Source organism: Brasilonema angustatum, assembly GCF_059505445.1.
The window spans coordinates 124,709-147,893 of the sequence record NZ_JCACKO010000145.1 but is presented as its reverse complement, the minus strand read 5'-3'; the positions used below and the strand labels follow the sequence as shown (position 1 = coordinate 147,893).

Genomic DNA, 23,185 nt, shown 5'->3' with positions numbered 1-23,185 from the left:
TTCCCGACAGAGGCATCTGGCGGAGCGCGTTAGCTCCGGCCCCCTTAGGGGCTAGTGGAACCGCTCTATGGCTAACGCCACGCCTTACGGCTATCGCAGCGTGCCCGCAGGGCATAGGTTCTCCCCGATAGCCCTCCGGGGAAGACCTCCGGTCTCGCTGCGCTTTAGACCTCTGGGCGTGCGCAAAGCGCATACGCCAGAGCCGGCACGAGGGAAACCCTACCAAGAGCGCTGGTCTCACCGTAAGGCGTGGCGTTAGCCATAGGGTGAATCACAAAGTAGAGACGCTTAACGCTTAACGCTTAACGCTTAAGAAGCAATAAAAGTGTACCTAGCTTCGTCAAAAATCAAATACGAGTCCTATATATATTTGAGAAATCTATATTACCAATGGCTGTTAACGACCTGTTTAATCATAGCTTATGGATTTCATATATGAAGCACATTTGTAGCTTTTTACCATGTATTAATAAATACTTAAAATCATAAAACTACCTGTAGAGCAACAGTTGAAGTTCTGACGACTCAGATAAAAAAGCAACGAGGTATTGCGCAAGCCTCTGGGCGTGACACGGGCGAGACTGTTGCCGCTGCTGGAGTCCTGAGCCCTATGGCTAACGCCACGGCTGCGCTCATTGCGGGCACGGCGAAGCCGAACGGACACGCTGAGGCTTCGCCACGCCAAAGGCGAACGCGAACGGCGATACGCACAAGCTAAAGCCTCCTGCTGATCGCTACTTGCGATCCCGCTTTGTTAGTAAACATCAGAAAGCTTTGATTTTGAGTTAAAAAAAATCGTATGATCTGGCTGATGATCAGCTGATTTTCCCATAAAACAATGGGCTGTATGTAAAACTGCTTATTCTTTGACCATCCTGTAACCACGTATCCCTACAGATGCAGTGGCTTGGGTAGTTTGAGGTTTAAAGCTTGGGCTAAAGGAGGCAACACGTTTAAAAACGCATAACTCCTGATAAGTTTAAGTCACGGCTTGGGCTTACCAAAGCTTGGGCGCAGTTTTACAAGTTAAATATTAATTTTTGACATTGAGGTTAACCATGAGGTTTCGCGCTTTAATTGTTGCACTCTTGGCTTTATGCTTGGGTTTAGTTACTGCTTGTAGTGAAGGTCCATCATCGAGTAGTACAGAGTTCCTAACCTACGACCAGATTAAAGGCACCGGCTTGGCTGTCAAATGCCCCCAACTGGCAGAAACAAGTCGTGGTTTTATCCCCATAGATAGTAGCCAGTCTTACGCCATAAAAGAACTGTGCTTAGAGCCAACCCAATACTTTGTGAAAGAAGAACCCCTTAATAAACGGCAACGAGCAGAATATGTTGCTGGCAAATTGTTGACTCGCCGCACCTACTCCTTGGATCAAATTAGTGGCGATCTCAAAATCAATCCAGATCAAAGCCTCACCTTTGTGGAACAAGATGGCTTTGACTTTCAAGCTATTACAGTCAAACTGCCTGGCGGTGAAAGCATACCTTTCCTGTTTAGTCTCAAAGGCTTAGTGGCTCAAACACAACCTGGCTTGACCAGCATTAACACCTCAACGGACTTTGAAGGTTCCTTCAAAGTCCCCTCCTATCGAGGTTCTGCCTTCCTCGACCCCAAAGGTCGCGGTGTTACCAGTGGGTATGATAACGCGGTGGCTCTCCCTGCCGGATCTGATAATCAAAAACTCATTAACGCCAACGTTAAGCGAGGTGATGTTCTCAATGGCAAAATTTTTCTACAAATAGCGAAAGTAGATAGCTCTACTGGTGAAATTGCAGGCACTTTCGAGAGCGAACAGCCTTCAGATACCGACTTAGGCGCGAAAGAGCCTGAGGAAGTCAAAATTCGTGGTTTGTTCTACGCTCGTGTAGAACCTGCTCAAGTCTAGATTGTTCTGATAAACCTAAGAGGTAACTTCTTACCCTCTTAACAGGAGAATTTCTGGAAGGAGGTTTCGGAGTTACCTCTGTCGGTTGGGTAAAAATCGCGAAAAATCTACACAAGCGAGAGGAAAAATCGCCCCACCAAGATTGTGAGCCACTCTTGTTGAACTGCCGTGTATAGTTCGCTCAGGCTACAGCAAAGTAGCTCTCCGGTTGGGTGATTTTTGTATAGCAGTTGACAGTTTTGGCGATTTTTCCGCCAACAACAGGGACTTAGAACCCGTCAGTTGTAATAACGTGAGTCGAGCACGGCGCAGGAGGTGACGACAACACCAAGTGCGGGAGGGTAACCCTACCGCAGGCATCTGGCTCCCCCGTTGGGCACCGCAGTTTTTCCGGATTTGATCAAGCGGGTGTATGGCGCTTTTTATTTGAGCATGTAAATATCTTTGATTATTTGAAATTTAGATTATGAATTGTAAAGTTAATTTGATAAGCTGATGCGCTTACTAGGGGAAATCCAAAAAATTAAATATCCAGCCGTATTCGTTAACGGATCTGCAAAACTGTTGACTTGCTTCACTAATAAATATGATCTTTTGGCGCCAGAGCTGATCATGTCTTTCAAAGTTAAGTATTATCCCTGTTAGAATCTGTTTTTCTTTGTGGTATATATTCTTTTTCTCCCATCATCTCCGATGTATTCACGACTATAATTCAGTAGAATTACGGTTTATTATTGAGTGATAATTTTTTATTTTATTTCTATGTGGTTTTCGGAAAGTCACAGGATATATCAGAAAGTTAATTAATACCAAATTGCAATCTAAACTGTAAAACTGAAATGCCTTAAATATCTCAATTTTAAGAGTATTGGCAAAATCTAAATTACGTTTTAGAAGGCGGATTGGTATAAAAAATAAAAGAACCCCTCCAATTTAAATTAAGCTGCATTGTCAATTGAGTTGTGGTAGCTGGTTTGAGCACAAAGTTTTTTATCTGCCATTGGAGCTTGTGTGTTATGTAGGTTTCGGACATCCCCTGTATTTGGTGTAAGTTCGCTGCCTTCCACAAAGGCATCTATAAGGCGTTCGTGTGTCTCTAGCGTTTCTGAGTTGGATAAAGTACAAAACCCCAGTCGCCCTACTAGGTATCTTCACGCCACCTGCTACAACGGGGAGGGTTAACGAACTCAAGGTTTCCTCCTAGTACTCGACCAACCCAAAATTGCCGGGTTAAGGCAAGCAGGGGAGGCAGGGGAAGCAGAGGAAGCAGGGGGAGAAAGAGATTTTTCTTGCTGCTATTAACCAAGCATTGTTACCTTGGCAGACTACTAGGATTAGGGGCAGATTGTACTGTATTCAAAACAGAGCCGTTATATTGTGCGGACGTTGATCTTCCAATGGGTATGCTGCAAAAAATCTGACATATAACTGCAATCGCAGCTTGGTTTAAAAGTGAGTATTTCTTTGTTTGTTTGACCAAGAAATGCGATGTTATGCCAATCACAGTCACCAACGAACTCAAGCATGAGATTTGGCAGTTGTTGCGAGAATATCAGGTATCTGGCTCACCTGACTTTCGCAATCAATTGGTGAAACTTAATTTTGGACTTGTCAGAAAAGAAGCCCATTACTGGATGAATCAATGTCATGAAAGCTACGAGGACTTGCTCCAAGTAGGTTGTTTGGGTTTGATTAGAGCGATAGAAAGATTTGAAATTTCCAAGGGGTATGCTTTAAGTTCCTTTGCTATCCCCTATATTCGCGGTGAAATACAACATTATCTTCGAGATAAAGGAGTCACCGTGCGAATTCCTCGACGCTGGTTTGCGCTGCAACAGCAAGCAATAAGAGTTTCGCGTTCATTAAGGGAAAAATATAATCGCCAACCTACTGACTCTGAGTTAGCAGCAGCATTGGAAATTTCTCCTGATGAATGGCGGGAAATTAAATTAGCGTGGGCTAACCGCGCCCCCTTAAGCCTTGATGTACCAGTGCAAAATGGAGAGAATGGTGCAACTTTATTGGGAGATCTTGTTCCAGACAACCGCTACTACAGCTTTCAACTAGCCCAAGAAGAGCAAATTCGTATCCAACAAGCATTGATGCAGTTGGAACAACCCACCCGCCAAGTCTTGGAATTTGTTTTTTTGGATGATTTGACGCAAAAACAAGCGGCAGAACGCCTTGGTATAAGTGTAGTTACGGTCTCTCGTAGGCTGAGGAAAGGGCTAGACTTGCTGAAACACTTAATGTATGTGGCAGAAGATTAACGGCTTTTGAGAACAGTTCATGGGCAGAAATTCAAAAATTGTAATCGCAGCGATTCTGACTTTGGCGACTTTGGCGATCGCCTCTTGTTCCTCAGAAAGTGAACAATCTAGTCATCCTACCCCCACCTACACACCAGCAGCAAGAGAGCCGTTCAAAAACCCAGGCGTATCTAACGAAAAAGTAACAAATCAACCCTTCAAGAACCCAGAGGTTCTTACCAAACAAACTCCGCCAGTTACCTCCACCACAACTGCTAACTTGATTCAACCAATCGATTCTACAAAACGGGTAAGTGTCGTATCAAAAGGTCGCAATGATCCGTTTGCAAGAATTGTGGTTCCTGATTCCATCAAAGTCACAAATCAGCCTGCACAAGCAAAACCTGTTCTTAAGTTACCTCCTATAAGCACACCTAAGAGTAAACCGCACAGCGTCATAACTGCTATAAGTAAAAATCCTTTAAACCAACAAAAGCTAAATCAAGAAAAACACACAATTAACAAAAAAGCGATCGCCCAAGGCGGCGGCAACAGCCTCGCCCAAAGTGCAGTGCCCAAAAAAGTGATTAAGCATAACTCAGCACCGCCAGTGGCGCGTGTATCTCATAATAAAATTAAACCCAACCGTGCCTTAACTCGTGTGCTGCCAAAAGTTTTACCGCAAGCTGTCCCTAACTCTGCCTTAGCATCTGTAACACCACCGCAAGCTATCCCTAACCCTGCCTTAGCATCTGTAACACCACCACAACCAGAGTTAGCCAAAGCAGTAGTTGTTTCTGGTGTTCTTCTCATTGGTAAAGAACCCCAAGCAATTATCAAAGTACCAAATGAACCTACAAGTCAGTATGTACACGCTGGACAGCAGTTGGCAAACGGAGTGCTGATTAAACGTATTGAAATAAATCAAGGCTCCGAACCTGTCGTGATTCTGGAACAATATGGTATTGAGGTTGCGAAAATGGTAGGGCAAGGACTTACTACTCAAACCTCACCTACTGCTTCTGGGGAAAATCCTGTTTCTAACACAGCGCTACCCCAAAACCCTGTTCCAGAGGAAGATACTTAAAGATGGAGACAAAAGAAACAATTGAATTTGCTGGTTTACCTTTAGCAGTCTATCGAGAGATAGCAGCTCATTTGTGTCAGGTAGAAGGAGTAGAAGTGAGTTTAATTCCTCAAACTTCTCAACAATTTGATTACAATCAAAGCCAAATTGCTGGTTTATGGATTTCGTATACGCCTGAGTGTGGCGCACAAAGTAGGCAACGCGTACAGCAAATTTTGACTTATTATCGCGATCGCTACGTTGCTTAAGGAATTGTCACAAGAAATTTTAGTAAATATGTCTATGTTTAAGAATTTTTGGGTTGAGGTTTCTCCACCCAAAAATTCGATTTTTTTGTTGAGGAAATGCGCTCTATAGCGTGTAGACTCACAGGATTCTAACGGTTCAGTAAATAATCTGAATGCTGGTTCTAACGCTGACTTGGGACTAATGCGTTCCCTGGCGGTAGTGAAAGAACTGCGTAAAATCCACAACCAGCAGCGTAAAACGCGAAGAATTCAGTTTCGCCCCTATTCGGCGGCGCAGTTAATATTACCGGATGGCGAATTTGCCTCAATTCCGAACAACCAGCGTCAGCCAGATGCGACACGGCGACGCATTGAAATTCGTTTTACTCGCCTTGGTAAAGTGCGATAAGTCAAGTGAGTGAAAGCCCACGATTCTGATAGTTAAGCCAGCAGCTTCCCACACGTAATCTCAACTTTGTGAGTGTTTGAATTAAAACAAGATAATCAGGTGATGACTTTTGAAATTACTGAGTTAAACTGGCAAGCAAGATAATCCTAGTATAACCAGCGCATCTCTACAGTCTGGGCATCACTCAACATGAAACACTGGCAATTTCTGATACAGAAACAGGGCGATCGCTCTTGGAGTCCCATAGAATCCCCAAATATAGAAATTGTAGAAGGTCGGTATAGAATTTTAGCTCGCTCTGACCTGATTAACACTGATTTGCAAGTGCAGATCACCCATAGTTCAACGATGGAGTTTCCACCGAAGCGGCGAATTCAAAAGCGATCGCGTTGTACAAACTCTGAAGGCTTAATCGCAGTTCTCCCCTTTAGTTATCTCAAGCCAGGAGTTTGGGAGTTATGTTGTTGGGGTGAGTTGATGTCGCACTTTGTCGATCAACCTTGGCAACATTGTATCCAGTTGAAAGTTCTACCTATAGTAGTTATAGAGGTGGGACGACAACAGGAGGACATTCGATTGTCAACAGTCGATAAGGAGGAATTTCCTGTCTTTAGCGATGAATTGCTTGAAGAAGCGATGATTTCGCAACCGATTAGCCCAGTTTGGCTCAAAGGTGAGAAAACATCGGAAATTTTACAAAACTTAATAGAGATTGCTTTACCTGATTCTCAATTGGCAGCAGGAATTGAGGATTTTTCAGATCAGACGCTAGAACCACCGCTAGTGTTGAAACTTCAGGAAGATTTTTACACTGTTCCTTGGGGGCAAACTCTCACAATCAATGGACGTGTGGAGCAAAAAGAAACGACGAATTTAGATTTGAGCCTAAGATCAAATTATGAAAAAGTCTATGCAGGAGAAATCAGAATAGAACTGCGCTCACCCCAAGATTCTAAAATCATCAGGCGAGTGCGGCAATCCTTAAGCGAAAAGTTAATACCATTTCCGATCAGATGTTCTATAGAGGTTCCCCCTGGTTGTGAATCCAAGCTGATTTTGGGAGAAATCAGTTTACATGGCATCCTTACGGTTGATGGTAAAGCCACACTATTAACTAACCAGTTTTTCACAATGACAGCAGATGTCACAGAATTACTGGCAATCAGCGCCACAGCCAAAAAAAATGAACTAGATACGATAGAACATCAATCAGTATCTTCTACAACACTGGCGACGTCAGTTGCCAAAAAACTATCCACACCTCTAGATTTGCAACTTTTCAATTTAGCAAAAACGCCAAAAAAAGCGAAATCACATCTGTTGCAGCCATCTCCCAAAAAATCTTTGCCACCGAAAATTGATCCGCCATTACGTCGTCTTAAATCAGCAGCGATTTCGCCTCAACTACCAAGCTTTGTTCAGCATCAAAATCGGATGATTAGTTCTGCTGCTGTTTGCGAAGCATCTCCAAACTTGGAGTCAGACAGGGAGATAACAAGTAAAGTCATCAGGATGGAGACAACTTTACCCTATCTCAGACGACTCAAAACATCCCAGAATGAAACAAAAGGCATCATGCGTTATGAGCCAGTTGACGAACAGCAGGATACAACTGAGATTCATAACGAGGATGCCGCGAAATCAGTTGTAGAACAAACACAATCTCAGATTTCATCTTTTGATGAAGATGCAGCAAACGTTGCAGCAAAAGACAACGCACAACCCCAAGACACGTTTGTCCAATTAGTCATTCCCCATAATTCGCAACTGATCACCACAGGTAGCGCCAACATATCCCCCTTAATTAGAAAGTGGATGCATACTCAAGGGTATTCCTTGCCTGAACCGATTAATTTGCACAACCAAGACGACGATATTTATATTGTCGCCAGTCAAGATCAGATGTCTGATGAGGTTAACAAAAAAACACACAAACATGGAGATGCTGAGGATCTACAGGACAATACTAGGGAGGGAGAGAAGGAAGGAGGGAAGAAGGGAAAGAGGGAAGGAGGGAAGGAAGGATATTTATTTTCCCCCACTCCCTCACTCTCTCACTCCCCTGATGGCAGAGTATTGTCGGCTAGGTTGGTACACGAAATAGTTGTCGAAGATATATTCGATGAAATCGAACCACAGACTTTCAAAAATCAACCTTCCAAACAAAAAGAAGAATCAGTATCCAATGTATCTGTTAGCTTACCAGTCTTATCAGAAATCACGGAACCACTACCAGTCCCGCAACTGCATTTGTCATCAGACGAACTCATCTCTGGAAAATTTGTGAGGATACGCGTCCAGTTAGCGCCAGTCAGTTCTCAAGTGGCTGTGAAGTTATGGATTTCGGATTGCCAAACTCGTGGGTTGATAGGTGAACCGCGTTGGTTAACAAATTTACGGCTTAACCCTACTGGAGTTTTGGAAGAAATCACTCATCTGAGGGTTCCTTTTGGGTGTTTGGAAATTCGCTTGGAGGCGATCGCTGTGGACAAGGTGACTCAGCAAGAAAGCCACAAAGTCTCTATCCTGCGGAGTGTAATGCCTCCAGACTTAGCTCGCTTGCAGCTCAACGAAGTTTTCGGTGTATGAACAATCAACTTTATTGCAAGCTGCTGTGTTAAAAATCTTTAGAATTTGAAAAATCATGCAAGATTTGCAGTAAGCTCATTTTGAATTGTCGTTTGATTTGATAGGAATATTTTATGTACACAGCTTCATTTTTACCTCTCATCCTTACGTACCCAGCTTCATATTTGTCTTCCATCTTTGTTCCAGTCATTGGTTGGGTTATTCCAACTATAGTTTTTGCGTTTCTGACGGTATACATAGAACGCGAAGATATTGTCTAAATTCGTTAGCCGACTTCATTCTTTGGCACTCCTACCCCTCCATCTGGAATAAAACGTCCTTGATTTGGTGGTGAGTGCCATAGAGATTACCAAAAACACCACCCTTTTCGCCTCTGTTTGCTACGCAAGAAACTTGGTTGAAAGGGTGTTCAATAACTTGACTGTACCAAGGTTACAACACTTTGTAGGTTTTTAAAAACTGCTTCCCTCAGGGAGGCAGTTGTTTTTTTGGAACCTATGGAAACTCTCACCAAATTTAAACCGGTCTGTTCGCGTAGCGTTCCCGTAGGGTAGCCCCCGAATTAATTCGTGGAATAAATCCGTCTTCAAAAGCTTTGATGCCTGCGGCATCAAAGCTTTTCGCAAAATCCAAAATCCAAAATTCTATCTTGTTGCCCCTGGATTCATGCATGGAGTAAATCTAAAATCCAAAATCTAAAATCCAAAATCCAAAATTGATTCACTTTCCAAAGCCCTTAGTTGTTTGTTTTTGACTTTTCCCTTTGGGCTTAGATTTACTAACTTCCATCAAAGCTTCTTGGAATAAATTATGCAGGTGTATTGGTACGCTGGCAATTTCTGGTAACTCTGGCTCTATGGGTTTGTTGTATTCTTGCAAGAGTGTATCCAAGTCATTTGAAAGTTGAAAATTTGGTCGTTTAAGAAACGTTTGTAGTACTTTTTCTAACTGCGTTGGATACTCCTGGGCTAAGCGATGCCAAATGAAAGCATTAATACTTTTATCTTCTAGATAAAAACGAATCAGTTTTTCAGCACCTTCTACACTTTGCCAATCATCTGCTTCTAATATTGTTTTGATTTTAGAATAGGTTGGCAGAAACATCTGTCCCCATCGGGGATGAGACATAGCTGTCACCTGTTCTGCTTTTTTCAGTTCAGCAGGTAAATCGACTTTTGGCATCACCATTTTACTACTGCTGTTTTTCTTCTCAAACATTTGTGACACCGCTTGAGAGTCAGCACCAAATTCTTCTGCAACTGCTTTGATTTCTTCTTCTCCTAAACCAGCTTCTTGTGCGACATCTCCTAATGATTTGGAAGGATCAATCCCTGCTTCTTCCAAACGTTTCTTCGTTAATATTTCTTGGAATTCACCAATCTTTTTGTTGAGTTGGTATCCTGGAAGTGTGACTTCATCAGTACCAAAAAACTCTATAAACTGCTGATGATAGATTCCTACAGATTGCCAAGCTTCTTCTAGCAAGTCTGGAGCATCACCATAAAGATTGTCTTTGTAATTATCTTTAAAATTACCAATAGCTACTGCTAGTTTTGGTTTCCCCAGTTTACCCATCTGTGTGTAGGAACTGAAGAAAGTCCAGTAACTGTCAGTCACAGGAGAAATACGAGTCAGTAAAATTTCTCCTTCTTTCAACCGAGACATTTCGTTTAGTTTCTGGGAGGTGTTTGGCTTGACAGTGTAGTATTTGTCTGTCAACCAGTTCCTTAATTCAAAGCCATCAGGTAAGATTTTTGTAATCGCAAATAAGCCACTAAAACTGCGATGCCAACTTTTGATAAGTTCACGATCAAGCTCAGACAACTCTTGATCGCTTTGGAGAAACAAGTCTAAGGGCGAGGAGTCACCAACTTGCCCTTCTGTAATGAATGAGTCAATAATCAGTTCTTGTTGAAAATTATCACCGCTTCCACGACGTGACTTGAGCGCAGCATAGCTTTCCAATGCTTGTGCAAGTTCGCCTTCAGCGTCATAGACAAAATCAGTGACGTCTTGTTTGAGTTGGTGCGATCGCTCTAATATAACATCCACAAGTTAATCTCTCGGACTCGATTGTTGTTGTACGTTAGACGTTAGCAGAGAATTTCTGCATTTGGCTATTGCAGGATATATTCGGACATTTACGTGTCAAAATTTGATTGACAGACGGCCAGCCATGTAGCATAGAATTTGTACCCTTGCACAAAAAGAACGCGATCGCTATGGGCATGACCCTTGTAGAAAAAATTTTGGCGAAAGCTTCCGGTCGTTCGGTAGTCGAACCGGGGGAAAATATCTGGGTTAATGTTGATGTTTTGATGACACATGACGTTTGTGGACCTGGAACCATTGGCGTTTTCCAACGCGAATTTGGTGCTGACGCCAAAGTCTGGGATTCTGAAAAAATCGTGTTAATTCCCGACCATTATATTTTCACGGCTGATGCACGCGCTAACCGCAACGTTGATATTTTACGTGATTTTGCAAAACAACAAGGTATAAAATACTTTTACGATATTACTGACCTTAGCAACTTTAAAGCCAACCCAGATTACAAAGGTGTTTGCCACGTCGCCCTAGCCCAAGAAGGTCACACCCGCCCAGGCGAAGTCTTATTTGGTACTGACTCCCACACCTGTAACGCTGGTGCTTTCGGTCAATTTGCGACTGGTATCGGTAACACAGATGCTGGTTTTATTATGGGGACTGGCAAGCTACTGATCAAAGTTCCTGCCACCATGCGTTTTGTGTTGGATGGTGAAATGCCTCCTTACTTGTTAGCCAAAGACCTGATTTTACAAATTATTGGGGATATCAGTGTTGCTGGCGCAACTTATCGGACGATGGAATTTACAGGAGAAGCCGTCGAACGAATGACGATGGAAGAACGGATGACTTTGTGCAACATGGTCATTGAAGCTGGTGGCAAAAATGGTACCATTGCTCCTGACGAAACCACGTTTGAGTATGTACGGGCGCGTACCAACAAACCTTTTGAGGCAGTATACACAGACTCAGATGCCAAGTTCTACAGTGAGCATCACTACGATGTTTCCAAACTAGAACCAGTTGTTGCCCAACCTCACTCCCCTGATAACCGTGCTACAGCACGAGAGTGCAGCGATGTCAAGATTAACCGAGCTTATATCGGTTCCTGCACGGGTGGAAAAACAGAAGACTTTTTCCATGCAGCACAAGTTCTCAAAGGTCATAAGGTGAAGGTTCCGACTTACATAGTCCCTGCTACCCAAAAAGTTTACGAAGATTTGTTTAAAATCAAGTACCAAGAGCAAACCCTCTCAGAAATTTTCTTAGAAGCTGGTTGCATTGAACCTGCTGCGCCTTCCTGTGCTGCTTGCTTAGGTGGTCCCAAAGACACCTTTGGGCGGATGAATGAGCCAGAAATCTGTGTTTCCACCACCAACCGCAACTTCCCCGGACGAATGGGGCATAAAGAAGCGGGAATTTATCTTGCTTCTCCCTTCACCGCTGCAGCTTCCGCAATCACTGGGTATGTGACAGATCCGCGTGAGTTTTTGTAAGAGGACAAGGGGACAGTAGGACAATACGGTTGCTGATTAAGATAATTTGCAAGAACCATAACCTCTGTAGAGACGTTGCATGTGAGTCCAGCGCTGCGGGAGGGTTTCCCTCCGCAGGCGACTGGCGAACCCGGAGGGCAACGTCTCTACACGTGTGAAATCTCCAAAAAAATCCTTAACTCTTTCACTCCCGTCACCTCCCAATCCACTTAATTGATTCCACTGAGATGATAATTCTCGTAATGGGTGTCTCTGGTTCTGGTAAATCCAGCATTGGGCAACTGTTGGCAGACTCTTTACACGCTGGATTTAGCGATGCTGATGCTTTTCACTCGCCAGAAAATATTGAGAAAATGCGGCATGGCATTCCCCTAAATGATTTAGATAGGGTGCCTTGGCTACTGGCGTTGCAACAGGCGATACAGCAGTGGTTGCAAGAGAATAAAAATATGGTGCTGGCGTGTTCTGCGCTGAAAGCCAGCTATCGCGAGGTTTTGGTTTTGGATGAGAAACGCGTAATTGTGGTTTATCTTAAAGGATCATTTGAGTTGATTCAAAAGCGGCTACAGATGCGTCATGGTCACTTTATGGGTGAAAAACTTCTTAAAACTCAGTTTGATACTCTTGAGGAGCCATCTGGTGCGATTACAGTAGATGTTGCAGATCCAACAGAGGTGATTGTGCAGAAGATTAGAGTGAGTTTGGGGATTTAGCTTCTTCGCCCCTAAGCCCTCACTAATTGTATCCCTTACACCATTTCACGAAATCCCTGATACAAATGCTTGGTTTCTAATTCTTTCCCCCTGCTCCCTGCTCCCTGCCCCCTGCTCCCCATTTGTATCAACCTTAAAGTGAAACGGTATTACACCCCTATCCCCTTACACCCCTAGTTGTTGACGCCGCCGCTTAATAAACGTAACAAAAGCCACTCCTAGCATCAGCAGTGCGATCGCACAAACCCCATGCCATTGCCAACGACTCCAAGCATATGCACCAAGGAACGAACCCAACGCTCCTCCCATAAAGGAAAAGGTCATATAAAGCGCATTCAAACGGCTGTGAAACTCTAAGGGTAAACTGAAAATTCTTGCCTGGTTGGAAATATGTGTGCTTTGCGCACCCAAGTCCAGAAGAATAACCCCGATAATTAGCCCCAGGATGTGGTAACCAAACACCCACAAAATGAGAAATGACAAGGTTGTAATCGAAAGACCAAACGCCACAGTTATCTTGGGATTCCTTTTATCTGCTATCTTACCTGCAACAGGAGCCGCTGCTGCTCCTACCACACCAACCAACCCAAACAACCCCGTCACTTCACTACCGTAGTGATAAGGTGGCTGTGCCAAAAAGAAAACAAGAGTACTCCAAAAAGCACTGAAGGCTCCAAAGGACATCGCCCCTGCAAGAGATGCTTCACGTAAGATAGGCTGCTGTTGTATCAACTTGAATAAAGATCCAACCAATTGAGGATAAGAAACTCGCAGCGACGGTTGACTTTTTGGCAGCATTTGTGATAGGACAACAGCCAGAACAATCATCAACCCACTCGCGAGCCAATACATCGCCCGCCAGCCGAGACTTGCTCCCACAAAGCCGCTCACCGTTCTAGCCAAAAGAATTCCTATCAACACCCCACTCATCACCGTACCAACAATTCTTCCTCTCTGTTCTGGTTTTGCCAGTTGTGCTGCAAAAGGAATTATCAGCTGAGCCGAAACACTCGTTATGCCGATCGCCAAACTCGCCACTAGCAACCAAGCAAGGTTGAGTGATGCTGCTGCTGCTCCCAATGCTACAGATGTAAACACCAGCATCATCAAAATCAACCTCCGCCTCTCCATCAAGTCGCCCAGTGGAACGAGGAGGAAAAGCCCTACAGCATAACCAATTTGAGTCAACATGGGAATCCACCCTGTCGCATGGTTAGAAGCTTGAAGGTTTTGGGCAATCACAGCCAACAGAGGTTGGTTGTAATATAAGTTAGCGACGACAGTTCCACAGGTTATTGCCATTATCAAGACTAAACCACGCCCTAAAGGGTTTTGGCTAGTTCTATGAGTAGATGCACTCTTGGAATACTGATTAACATCTTTCACAGGAGATAACTCCATTTACGTATAAATTTGTATAGGAATCTGGTTTGGTTTATGAACTAGTTGAGGTAGGGAACAGGCAACAGGCAACAGGCAACAGGCAACAGAGAACATAAACTGTACGAAGCTTTGCAAAAATCAAATAGGAATTTTATAGATTTAAAGGGTGTAAGGGCAACGCCAAGGTGAGCGCTCGCGCCGAACGGTGTAGGGGTTAGTTTTGGTCATCTTCTGTACATATCGTGATGCTTTTTTTCTGAAAGATTATCGATAATCGCTAACTTCACTTAAATTTATCGATAATCTATAATCAAAGTCAAGTAGAGAAGAGAAGAGAAAAAAGTTGGAAGATGAAAATGAAGCGTGAATGCATGAGCGATCGCGTCAAGCAGGTACTCATAGAGCGCATCCTTAACGGCACTTATGAACCTGGTAAGCGATTGGTAGAATTACAGATTGCTAAAGATATGGAGACAAGTCAAGCACCAGTTCGGGAAGCACTGCGCGAACTAGAAGCGATGCGGCTGGTGGATAGTCAACCCTACCGGGGAACACGAGTGCGGGAGGTGAGTTTGCATGAGATGCAGGAGTCTTATCAAGTTCGAGGAGAACTCGAAGCATTGGCAGCACGGTTATCAGCGCCTAAGTTTCACAACAACCCCCAACCACTTCAGACTGTGCAAGTGATATTTCGAGATGCAGCTTTAGCAAAGGACTTGAAGCTACTGGCACGGCAAAATGCAGTGTTTCATCGACTTATTGTTGAGACATCAGGTAATAGTGTCTTATTGCACACGTGGGATTCATTAAATTTTGAAGCTTGGACTCGCATTAATTTAGAATTGAGCCAAAATAAAATTGATCCGCTGTGTTTTGTAAAGGAACATCAGGAAATCATTAACGCATTCGTGCAGGGCGATGGAAACACCGCAGCAGAGTTACTTCGCCAACATGCACAGACGACTGTGTTAACGCCTGAGACACAAGAGGCAGCTTTTCCTTTGTGAATAGAAAACAGGGAACAGGGAATAGGCAACGCTTAACAGGCAACAGGGAATAGGGGAAGGTTTTTTAATCCCTTTGGCTTTAACCTTTCCCCTTTCCCCTTTCCCTAGGTGGGGATAAATTTTGAAATCTCAGACAAAGGAAAACGGAACTAAAGCATGTAAAAGCTAGAATCTAGCTATATCGTATCTGGTGAGTAGATAGTATTGTTAAGTTCCGAATATGGCAGGACACAGTAAGTGGGCAAATATTAAACGCCAAAAAGCAGTTGTGGATGCAAAAAAGGGTAAGACTTTTACCCAGTGGTCCCGTGCTATTATTGTGGCGGCGAGAAGTGGGGTTCCAGATCCAGCGGGAAATTTTCAACTGCGTACCGCAATAGAAAAAGCAAAAGCGGCGGGTCTTCCAAATGAGAACATAGAAAGAGCGATCGCCAAGGGTGGAGGTACACTCTCAGGTGATTCCTCTAGTTTAGAAGCAATCCGTTACGAAGGTTACGGTCCTGGAGGAGTTGCTATCCTCATTGAAGCCTTGACAGATAATCGTAATCGTACTGCTGCAGACTTACGTGTTGCTTTTAGTAAAAATGGTGGTAACCTCGGTGAAACAGGTTGTGTCAGCTGGATGTTTTCCCAAAAAGGCGTTTGTACTGTAGAAAGAATCGTCGATGAAGAACAGCTTTTAGAAGCATCTGTTGAAGGAAGTGCTGAGTTTTATGAAATGAGTGAAGAGCAAATTGCTGAGGTATTTACTGAAGTGGTTAATTTAGAGAACCTGAGTCAAACTCTCAAACAAAAGGGTTTTGAGGTGAGTGATGCCGAACTACGCTGGATTTCTGGTAACAATGTAGAAGTGACTGCTCCAGATCAGGCACGCTCACTTCTGAAGTTAATTGATACTTTAGAAGGTTTAGATGATGTACAAAATGTTACTTCTAATTTTGATATGTCAGAAGAATTGATGGCTGTGATGGCTTGAAATTTGATATTAAATCTCACTTAAAAATTTTAAAAGCGTTACAATTAGAACACATAAAATACTGAACAATACAATGCTTAGAAGATCTAATTGTTAATTTATGAGATGAAAAAATACTGTCAGCTTGCAACTTTTGGCTGTAATGATAATTTTGGAATTAGAGATGTCAAACCTGCAAAAATCGACACAAAAACTCCACGTCAAGAACATGAGACTGACATAACTGTATGAAATACTTAGATTATTGATTTTTTGAGAAAAATTAAGTAGCTCGACCAAATTAAACGTAATCTGAGTTTGATATAACTTACACATTTGGGATCTTCCCAATTCCTATTCCTCCTCCTCGACACACATAACAGAATCTAACCCCGTTGCGTTCCTCAAGCTCCAGCGGGGTTTTTTGTATTTATAAAAGAGTTGACTAAAGTAACCTAATCTGTTATCCAGTTAACCTAAAAAAGGCAAAAATTTACACAAAAACTCCATATCAATAACACTACAATGTCATATCTTCTTGGGATAGTTGAATGGTTGATTCTTGAGTGATAAAAGTTTCACATGAACAAGATTACAAAAGCTTTACTTCTGTCTCTTGTGGTTGCTGCTCCTGTAGCCCTAACTGCACCTGCTGTACACGCACAGGGAACAATGTCTTCTCCCGCCACAACGACATCACCTACAACGACTCCTGGTACAACTACCAAGCCTGGTGGTACTATGAAACCCTCCACGACTAAAAAGAAGAGAACTACGAAAAAAAGGACTCCCACTTCTAGCTCTACCAAAACACCTACAAGCAAAACACCTACAGGTAGTACACCCACAGCATCACCTTCTACCACTCCATCCACACCTGCTTCACCTTCTCCTGCTCAATAAATAATAGTTAATAAGGGGGCTTAATCAGGCAAGCATCTCGTCAAAACTATATATCCTCATGCTCATCAAGCTTTTGCTCGCTGTTTAGAATGGCGAGTATTTTTATTTGTAGTGTTGAACCTTAACAGTGAACAGTAAACAGTGATAACTGATAACTGATTCGGTCATAGATTTTTTCTCTCTCAAACACCCAATTAAGTTTCTATACCAAAAGTTGACGGTCACACGATAATGCTCTTATGGTTTATGGAGTGTGTGTGACGTTTATCGACGCATCTCGCCCGAACCTTGAAAACCCCATTATTCCGTTGAGATGCGTCGATGGTTTACCCAGTAAGCTTTTCAGACACCAAAATTGATTTATTTTTGAGAGAGTTTAATCACTTTGTCGAGATGCGTCGATTGGGGGGTCTGAAAGTCCTACCCAGTAAGGTTTCCAGAAGTGAACCTTTCCATTACCTCTTCTCCGCAAGGAGATGGAAACGTTCTGGTGTAGTTGTGGGTTTTGGCGTTGTGTTTTGCGCCCTTTCCACTACCTCTTCTCTCTGTATTCTCTGCGCCTCTGCAGTTCAAAAATAATTATTATTCTGGTAATTCGGGACTGACATCTCCTCAACTTGCTCTTCCTAGCCCGTTTGCGTCAAAATAAGAATGAAAACGCTGTAACTTATCTTAACAATGGCGCAAGCGCAGCTTCAAACCCTTAACCCTCCCCAAACACCGACACAGACGCGGGGATATGATTATGATTTAGTCATCGTCGGCGGTGGGATTGTTGGCTTAACCCTAGCCTCTGCCCTAAAAGATTCTGGATTCAGCGTGCTGCTGGTGGAAGCAAAAGTAGAATCAGCGGCTGTAGCCAAAGGACAAGCTTATGCGGTGCATATGCTTTCGGCGTTGATTTTCCAAGGAATTGGAGTTTGGAACAAAATATTGCCCAACATCGAGACTTTCCGCCGTGTACGTCTTTGTGATGCTGATTACCCCAATGTGGTGGAATGGGAAACAAAGGATATAAATACAAAAGATTTAGGTTATGTGGCAGAACATCAAGCACTGTTGCATCCCTTACAGGAATTTGTCAAAAATTGTCCCAACGTCACATATCTGTGTCCTGCCCAAGTGGTTAATATCCAGTATCAGCAGGATGTGGTGACGATGGATGTTAAAATAGCAGACCAGATGCAGACGGTTCGCAGCAAATTAATTGTAGCCGCAGATGGATCGCGTTCCCGTATCCGTGAAGCTGCTGGAATTAAAACCCGTGGCTGGAAGTATTGGCAATCTTGTATTGTTGCTTTTGTCAAACCAGAAAAACCCCACAACAACACAGCATACGAAAAATTTTGGTCTAGTGGTCCGTTTGCAATTTTACCTTTGCCAAGAAACCGTTGCCGAATTGTGTGGACTGCCCCCCATGAAGAAGCAAAAGCTTTATGCACCTTGGATGATGAGCAATTTTTAACAGAATTACAAGCGCGTTATGGGAACCAGATGGGCAAGTTGGAATTGTTGGGCGATCGCTTTATTTTTCAGGTACAACTTATGCAGAGCGATCGCTATGTTCTCCACCGACTCGCTTTAATTGGCGATGCTGCACACAATTGCCATCCTGTAGGCGGACAAGGTTTGAATTTAGGAATTCGCGATGTGGCTGCTTTGGCGCAAGTGTTGCAAGAAGCGGATGCTCAAGGTGAAGATATCGGCAACATTCAAATTCTCAAACGTTACGAACGCTGGCGCAAGCGGGAGAACTTGACAATTTTAGGTTTTACTGATTTATTAGACCGCATGTTTTCTAACAACATTTTGCCAGTTGTGATAGTTCGTCGTCTTGGCTTATGGATAATGCAGCGAGTACCTATGGTAAAAGTATTTGCTCTCAAGTTGATGATTGGTTTGAAGGGGAAGACTCCCAAATTAGCACAGCATTAAAGAACTGGTTATTTGCTGTTTTTTGTTCCCTGTTCCCTGTTCGCTCTTAAGAATCATTCAGCCAGCATCCCAAATGTTTAAATTTGTGGGTATGAGCTTTTAGCCAATTTTGGTTAAAAATTGGGAGCAAAATACTCACACGACTCGTCTTGTTTTATGGATGGGCACTTCCATCATTCAAGATTGCTATCACCATTTGTCTTGAGATAAAACAAAGACAAACGCAAAGAGAATCATGCAAAAATGATCGCTCAGTTATGAGTCACTAACTCTTTTTTTAATACTCTGATCAAAAAATATTTAAAAGGCTATTTGTGCTATTTTGACATCTCTCGTTAGAGGGATAAAGATAGAACTATAGGTTGATTCAAGATTATAACAATTGATGGCTTTCTGCTTGTCATTTTTGTATTATTTATAACGTTATCATATTTTGAAAGAGTTTGTATCAGTAATAAAGTTAACTAATTCAGACTGTCATTAGTCATTAAGTAAGAGTTGTAAACGTTATTAATGTCATTAGTGTTGGTCTATTTGTTTCTACTTAATTACTTAGTTTTAATAAGTTTTGAGAAAAATAAATATGGAGTCATTTTAATAACAAGCTAATAAAAAAAACCAGTGTTTACTTTGAAAAAAAGCTTTGAGATAAAAAGTCGTATGTCTTAGTTCTCTAATCCTTAACGAAGATTACTTACGCCAACAAAGTGCCAATAATTCCTAAAAGTTCAAAGCAACATCTCATCCTTGTTTCCAAAAATAAAAAATACAAAAGTTAAAACTGAAGACGTTGACCACTAGTGATGCTAAAGTGGCAAGAAATTCATGTGAAATTTTCAGCGGGAATCGATGCTGAAGAAGCTACAGACAAAGCATATTTCTCTCATAGTGGGTGCTGGACTATGTGCCTTTTTAGGTGGGGCAATCCTGTCAGCTCCCCAGATAGGAAAATCCGTAAGTCAATGGCTTAAACCGCACAAGACTGAACCAGAGAAGCTTTCGGAAGAAAGCAAAGCCAAATCACCCGTTTTTGCCTTGGTATCACAATCTCCGCAAGAACGTGGCGCAAAACTAGAAGCACTAATAAAGGAGGCATCAAATTCAGCAGATCAAAATCGCGCTCGTTATCTTTTAGCAAGTGACTTAATTGAACAAAAGCAAGCTCAACCTGCACTAAAGTTACTAGATGGATTAGACAGAGATTATCCAGTCCTTGCTCCGTATGTGTTGCTAAAACAAGCCCAGGCACACGAAATTCTAGGACAAGAAGGCAAAGCCTCGGATCTGAGGCAGAAAGTAATCAAAGAGTACCCCAAACAACCGGCTGCTGCTAAAGCCTTGTATCTCATTGGACTCCCGGAGTATCAGGACAAAGCAATAGCTGAATTTCCTTCTCATCCCCTTACCTGGGAAATTATCCGTAAACGGTTGGAGACAAATCCCAATCAACCGCAATTGCAGTTAATTTTGGCAAAATATGCCTATGATCAACCAGGAACTGTACCTGTATTGGATCAGCTGGCGAACAATTCCACCCTTAAACCCGAAGAGTGGGACATCGTTGGTTCAGGGTACTGGGAAAACAATGAATTTGGCAAAGTAACGACAGCATACGCCAAAGGAAGTAAAACAGCCCGCAACCTCTACCGTGTTGCCAGAGGATTGCAGGTGAGTGGAAAACGAGTAGAAGCCCTTGCAGTCTATCAAGAACTTGTCAAGGCATTTCCGGATGCTAAAGAAACTAGCACTGGTCTGTTACGCTTAGCAGAAATGGCAACAGTACGTAAAGATGCTTTGCCGTATCTTGATCAGGTTATTACTAAATTTCCTGACAAAGCAGGTACAGCGCTGGTAGAAAAAGTCAAAATCCTTCAGGCTCAAGATCCAAAAGCAGCAAGTGAGGCTACTAAGCTACTGATTACCAAGTACGCTAATTCTGAGGAAGCGGCAGAATATCGCTGGAAAATTGCACAACAAAAAGCGAAAGCCAAAGATTATAAAGCTGCATGGCAATGGGCAGAACCGATTGCCAAAAATAACCCCAACAGTATTTTGGCTCCTAGAGCTAGCTTTTGGGTTGGAAAATGGGCAACCAAACTCGGGAAAAAAGCGGAAGCAAAACAAGCTTATGAGTATACCCTCAGCAATTTTCCCCATTCTTACTATTCGTGGCGAGCAGGCGCTACTTTAGGACTTAATGTTGGCAATTTCAACTCCGTGCGCCAGATGAACCCAAGCCTCGTCCCGTTCCAGCGTCCGCTGCCAACTGCTGGCTCTGAGACATTTAAAGAATTATACCTCCTTGATCAAGACCGCGATGCTTGGTTGCAATGGCAGACCGAATTTCAGAACAAAATGCAACCAACAGTAGCAGAGCAATTTACTGAAGGTTTGATGCGGCTGGCAAAGGGAGAAAATATTATCGGAATTGACAAAATTGCCAAGTTGGAAGATCGAGAAACGCCGCAAGAACAAGCACAGTACCAGGCTTTGAGCAAACAAGTCACTTACTGGCAAGCTCGTTATCCTTTCCCCTATCAAAAAGAAATTGAGGAATGGTCCCAAAAGCGTCAACTCAATCCTTTGCTAGTGACTGGGCTTATGCGTCAGGAATCACATTTTGAGCCAAAAGTCCGTTCTACAGCGGGTGCGGTTGGTTTAATGCAAGTACTACCAAGTACAGCAAAATGGATTGCCCCACAAATTCAGTTAGACAGCACAAAAATAAATTTGGAAAATCCCAACGACAACATCATGCTGGGGACTTGGTATTTGGATCACACTCATAAGCAGTATGGTAATAACTCGATGCTCGCGATCGCCAGTTACAATGCAGGTCCCGGTAACGTTTCCAAGTGGGTACAAACTCTGCCAAAGGACGATCTAGATGAATTTGTAGAATCAATTCCCTTTGATGAAACCAAAAATTACGTGCGTCAGGTGTTGGGTAACTACTGGAATTACCTAAGACTGTATAATTCAGAAACTTCGCAGTTGGTAGGAAAATATTCGACTGTACACCCACAACTACCCGTTCAATGATATCAAAGAGTACAGACGCGCTTAAGGCGCGTCTCTACATCCACCTGCTTCCCAGATACAATAGTTAGCAGGTGATGCCGTTCTAGCTAACTCATGACACCTCCACAAAACGTAGACACAAAAACACCATACAGTGTTGACTTTGAAGTAGATGGCGACTCAAAACCGGAAATAGATCCTATAGATCATCTCGATGAGTTGCCCGGTGAAGTCGAAATGTCAATTTTCGATCACTTAGAAGAGTTACGACAACGGATTTTTTACTCGCTCATTGCTGTAGTAGTGGGTGTTGTTGGCTGTTTTCTTGCCGTTAAGCCGATTGTTCAGCTGCTAGAAGTACCAGCACAGGGAGTAAAATTTCTGCAACTGGCTCCTGGAGAATATTTCTTTGTTTCAATGAAAGTTGCAGGCTACAGTGGGTTGCTTTTGTCTAGCCCATTTGTGCTATACCAAGTTATCCAGTTTGTTCTCCCTGGACTGACTCGTCGTGAACGTCGCTTACTTGGACCTGTGGTTTTGGGGTCAAGTTTTTTGTTTGCGGGAGGGTTAGTCTTTGCCTACCTTTTATTGGTACCAGCTGCTTTGAAATTTTTCATCAGCTACGGTGCTGATGTCGTAGAACAACTCTGGTCCATTGACAAATATTTTGAGTTTGTCTTGTTGCTGCTATTTAGTACTGGGTTAGCATTTCAAATTCCGATCATCCAAGTCCTACTTGGTGCTTTGGGAATCGTTTCTTCTGGGCAAATGCTTTCTGGTTGGCGCTACGTTATTATGGGAGCGGTGGTTTTAGGAGCAATTCTCACTCCTTCAACTGACCCCTTCACTCAAAGTCTCTTAGCAGGGGCAGTCTTGGGACTTTACTTTGGTGGTATTGGTTTAGTTAAGTTGGTAGGCAAATGAGCGAAATAAGTTACGATGACTTTGAAAAAGTAGAAATTCGTGTTGGTAAAGTCATCCAAGTAGAAGATTTTCCTCAAGCCCGAAAACCAGCATACAAACTTTGGATAGATTTTGGTGATTTGGGCGTCAAGAAGTCTAGTGCTCAAATTACCAAAATTTATCAAAAACAGGATTTAACAGATAAGTTAATATTAGCTGTCACCAATTTTTCACCTCGTCAAATCGCTGATTTTATGTCTGAAGTTCTTGTCTTAGGCGTAGTGCTAGACGATGCTGAAGTCGTGTTAATTCAGCCAGAGAAAGAGGTACCTCTGGGTAAAAGAATTTTATAACAATCTTCTAATTTTTC

18 protein-coding genes are annotated in these 23,185 nt (G+C 42.9%); 15 read left to right on the top strand and 3 right to left on the bottom strand.

Features of this window, described 5'->3' with window-relative positions:
• Positions 1–1,058: 1,058 nt before the first annotated feature.
• From AC5JM2_RS30050 to psaI, 7 genes are all read left to right on the top strand, one after another.
• On the top strand, positions 1,059–1,892 hold the full coding sequence (locus AC5JM2_RS30050) for a photosystem II manganese-stabilizing polypeptide (RefSeq protein WP_495838880.1): 834 nt from the start codon (positions 1,059–1,061) through the stop codon (positions 1,890–1,892).
• A gap of 1,493 nt (positions 1,893–3,385) precedes the next feature.
• The gene (locus tag AC5JM2_RS30045) at positions 3,386–4,162 is read left to right on the top strand and encodes an RNA polymerase sigma factor SigF (protein ID WP_495838878.1); all 777 of its coding nucleotides are present in this window, start codon (positions 3,386–3,388) and stop codon (positions 4,160–4,162) included.
• 19 nt (positions 4,163–4,181) lie between these two features.
• Positions 4,182–5,228: a hypothetical protein gene (locus AC5JM2_RS30040; protein WP_495838876.1), complete on the top strand. Its 1,047-nt coding sequence runs from the start codon at positions 4,182–4,184 to the stop codon at positions 5,226–5,228.
• A gap of 2 nt (positions 5,229–5,230) precedes the next feature.
• Entirely contained in the window at positions 5,231–5,476 is a 246-nt protein-coding gene (locus tag AC5JM2_RS30035) for a hypothetical protein (RefSeq protein ID WP_495838874.1), read from the top strand.
• Positions 5,477–5,657: 181 nt separating this feature from the next.
• On the top strand, positions 5,658–5,864 hold the full coding sequence (locus AC5JM2_RS30030; protein WP_495838872.1) for a hypothetical protein: 207 nt from the start codon (positions 5,658–5,660) through the stop codon (positions 5,862–5,864).
• Positions 5,865–6,053: 189 nt separating this feature from the next.
• Entirely contained in the window at positions 6,054–8,453 is a 2,400-nt protein-coding gene (locus AC5JM2_RS30025; RefSeq protein WP_495838870.1) for a hypothetical protein, read from the top strand.
• A gap of 113 nt (positions 8,454–8,566) precedes the next feature.
• Positions 8,567–8,713 carry a photosystem I reaction center subunit VIII gene (gene psaI, locus AC5JM2_RS30020; RefSeq protein ID WP_495838869.1) on the top strand — a complete coding sequence of 49 codons (147 nt, stop codon included), beginning with the start codon at positions 8,567–8,569 and terminating at the stop codon, positions 8,711–8,713.
• 460 nt (positions 8,714–9,173) lie between these two features.
• Here psaI and AC5JM2_RS30015 read toward each other — a convergent pair whose 3' ends face one another.
• Complete coding sequence (locus tag AC5JM2_RS30015) at positions 9,174–10,505, bottom strand: hypothetical protein (RefSeq protein WP_495838867.1); 1,332 nt, start codon at positions 10,503–10,505, stop codon at positions 9,174–9,176.
• A gap of 146 nt (positions 10,506–10,651) precedes the next feature.
• Between AC5JM2_RS30015 and AC5JM2_RS30010 the strand changes: the two genes are divergently transcribed.
• Both AC5JM2_RS30010 and AC5JM2_RS30005 read left to right on the top strand, forming a co-directional pair.
• Positions 10,652–11,995, top strand: a complete 1,344-nt coding sequence (locus AC5JM2_RS30010) for a 3-isopropylmalate dehydratase large subunit (protein ID WP_495838866.1) — start codon at positions 10,652–10,654, stop codon at positions 11,993–11,995.
• A gap of 227 nt (positions 11,996–12,222) precedes the next feature.
• Positions 12,223–12,708 (top strand): gluconokinase, encoded by a 486-nt coding sequence (locus tag AC5JM2_RS30005; RefSeq protein WP_495838864.1) that lies wholly within the window; start codon positions 12,223–12,225, stop codon positions 12,706–12,708.
• 165 nt (positions 12,709–12,873) lie between these two features.
• Here AC5JM2_RS30005 and AC5JM2_RS30000 read toward each other — a convergent pair whose 3' ends face one another.
• A complete protein-coding gene (locus AC5JM2_RS30000) occupies positions 12,874–14,109 on the bottom strand; it encodes an MFS transporter (RefSeq protein WP_495838862.1) in 1,236 nt (411 codons plus the stop codon).
• 338 nt (positions 14,110–14,447) lie between these two features.
• Here AC5JM2_RS30000 and AC5JM2_RS29995 point away from each other — a divergent pair, with 338 nt between their 5' ends.
• On the top strand, positions 14,448–15,098 hold the full coding sequence (locus tag AC5JM2_RS29995; protein WP_495838860.1) for a GntR family transcriptional regulator: 651 nt from the start codon (positions 14,448–14,450) through the stop codon (positions 15,096–15,098).
• 220 nt (positions 15,099–15,318) lie between these two features.
• The gene (locus AC5JM2_RS29990) at positions 15,319–16,074 is read left to right on the top strand and encodes a YebC/PmpR family DNA-binding transcriptional regulator (RefSeq protein ID WP_495838858.1); all 756 of its coding nucleotides are present in this window, start codon (positions 15,319–15,321) and stop codon (positions 16,072–16,074) included.
• Between the two features lie 557 nt (positions 16,075–16,631).
• On the opposite strand, the gene AC5JM2_RS29985 is transcribed toward AC5JM2_RS29990, so the two are convergent.
• Positions 16,632–16,928 carry a hypothetical protein gene (locus AC5JM2_RS29985; RefSeq protein ID WP_495838856.1) on the bottom strand — a complete coding sequence of 99 codons (297 nt, stop codon included), beginning with the start codon at positions 16,926–16,928 and terminating at the stop codon, positions 16,632–16,634.
• 706 nt (positions 16,929–17,634) lie between these two features.
• On the opposite strand from AC5JM2_RS29985, the gene AC5JM2_RS29980 reads away from it, so the two are divergent.
• The 4 genes from AC5JM2_RS29980 (at position 17,635) to AC5JM2_RS29965 (ending at position 23,168) form a co-directional block, all read left to right on the top strand.
• A complete protein-coding gene (locus AC5JM2_RS29980; protein ID WP_495838854.1) occupies positions 17,635–18,891 on the top strand; it encodes an FAD-dependent hydroxylase in 1,257 nt (418 codons plus the stop codon).
• Positions 18,892–19,740: 849 nt separating this feature from the next.
• Positions 19,741–21,933, top strand: coding sequence for a lytic transglycosylase domain-containing protein (locus AC5JM2_RS29975; protein WP_495838852.1), 2,193 nt, complete (start codon positions 19,741–19,743; stop codon positions 21,931–21,933).
• A gap of 93 nt (positions 21,934–22,026) precedes the next feature.
• Positions 22,027–22,836, top strand: coding sequence for a twin-arginine translocase subunit TatC (tatC, locus tag AC5JM2_RS29970; protein ID WP_495838850.1), 810 nt, complete (start codon positions 22,027–22,029; stop codon positions 22,834–22,836).
• Positions 22,833–23,168 (top strand): tRNA-binding protein, encoded by a 336-nt coding sequence (locus tag AC5JM2_RS29965; protein ID WP_495838847.1) that lies wholly within the window; start codon positions 22,833–22,835, stop codon positions 23,166–23,168. Before tatC ends, AC5JM2_RS29965 begins: the two co-directional genes overlap by 4 nt.
• Positions 23,169–23,185 lie beyond the last annotated feature (17 nt).

Excerpts from the sequence above, each read along its gene's own strand:
- AC5JM2_RS30050 (WP_495838880.1), top strand. The coding sequence starts at position 1,059 with ATGAGGTTTCGCGCTTTAATTGTTGCACTCTTGGCTTTATGCTTGGGT.
- AC5JM2_RS30045 (WP_495838878.1), top strand. The coding sequence starts at position 3,386 with ATGCCAATCACAGTCACCAACGAACTCAAGCATGAGATTTGGCAGTTG.
- AC5JM2_RS30040 (WP_495838876.1), top strand. The coding sequence starts at position 4,182 with ATGGGCAGAAATTCAAAAATTGTAATCGCAGCGATTCTGACTTTGGCG.
- AC5JM2_RS30035 (WP_495838874.1), top strand. The coding sequence starts at position 5,231 with ATGGAGACAAAAGAAACAATTGAATTTGCTGGTTTACCTTTAGCAGTC.
- AC5JM2_RS30030 (WP_495838872.1), top strand. The coding sequence starts at position 5,658 with ATGCGTTCCCTGGCGGTAGTGAAAGAACTGCGTAAAATCCACAACCAG.
- AC5JM2_RS30025 (WP_495838870.1), top strand. The coding sequence starts at position 6,054 with ATGAAACACTGGCAATTTCTGATACAGAAACAGGGCGATCGCTCTTGG.
- psaI (WP_495838869.1), top strand. The coding sequence starts at position 8,567 with ATGTACACAGCTTCATTTTTACCTCTCATCCTTACGTACCCAGCTTCA.
- AC5JM2_RS30005 (WP_495838864.1), top strand. The coding sequence starts at position 12,223 with ATGATAATTCTCGTAATGGGTGTCTCTGGTTCTGGTAAATCCAGCATT.
- AC5JM2_RS30000 (WP_495838862.1), bottom strand. The coding sequence starts at position 14,109 with ATGGAGTTATCTCCTGTGAAAGATGTTAATCAGTATTCCAAGAGTGCA.
- AC5JM2_RS29995 (WP_495838860.1), top strand. The coding sequence starts at position 14,448 with ATGAAGCGTGAATGCATGAGCGATCGCGTCAAGCAGGTACTCATAGAG.
- AC5JM2_RS29990 (WP_495838858.1), top strand. The coding sequence starts at position 15,319 with ATGGCAGGACACAGTAAGTGGGCAAATATTAAACGCCAAAAAGCAGTT.
- AC5JM2_RS29980 (WP_495838854.1), top strand. The coding sequence starts at position 17,635 with ATGGCGCAAGCGCAGCTTCAAACCCTTAACCCTCCCCAAACACCGACA.
- AC5JM2_RS29975 (WP_495838852.1), top strand. The coding sequence starts at position 19,741 with ATGCTGAAGAAGCTACAGACAAAGCATATTTCTCTCATAGTGGGTGCT.
- tatC (WP_495838850.1), top strand. The coding sequence starts at position 22,027 with ATGACACCTCCACAAAACGTAGACACAAAAACACCATACAGTGTTGAC.
- AC5JM2_RS29965 (WP_495838847.1), top strand. The coding sequence starts at position 22,833 with ATGAGCGAAATAAGTTACGATGACTTTGAAAAAGTAGAAATTCGTGTT.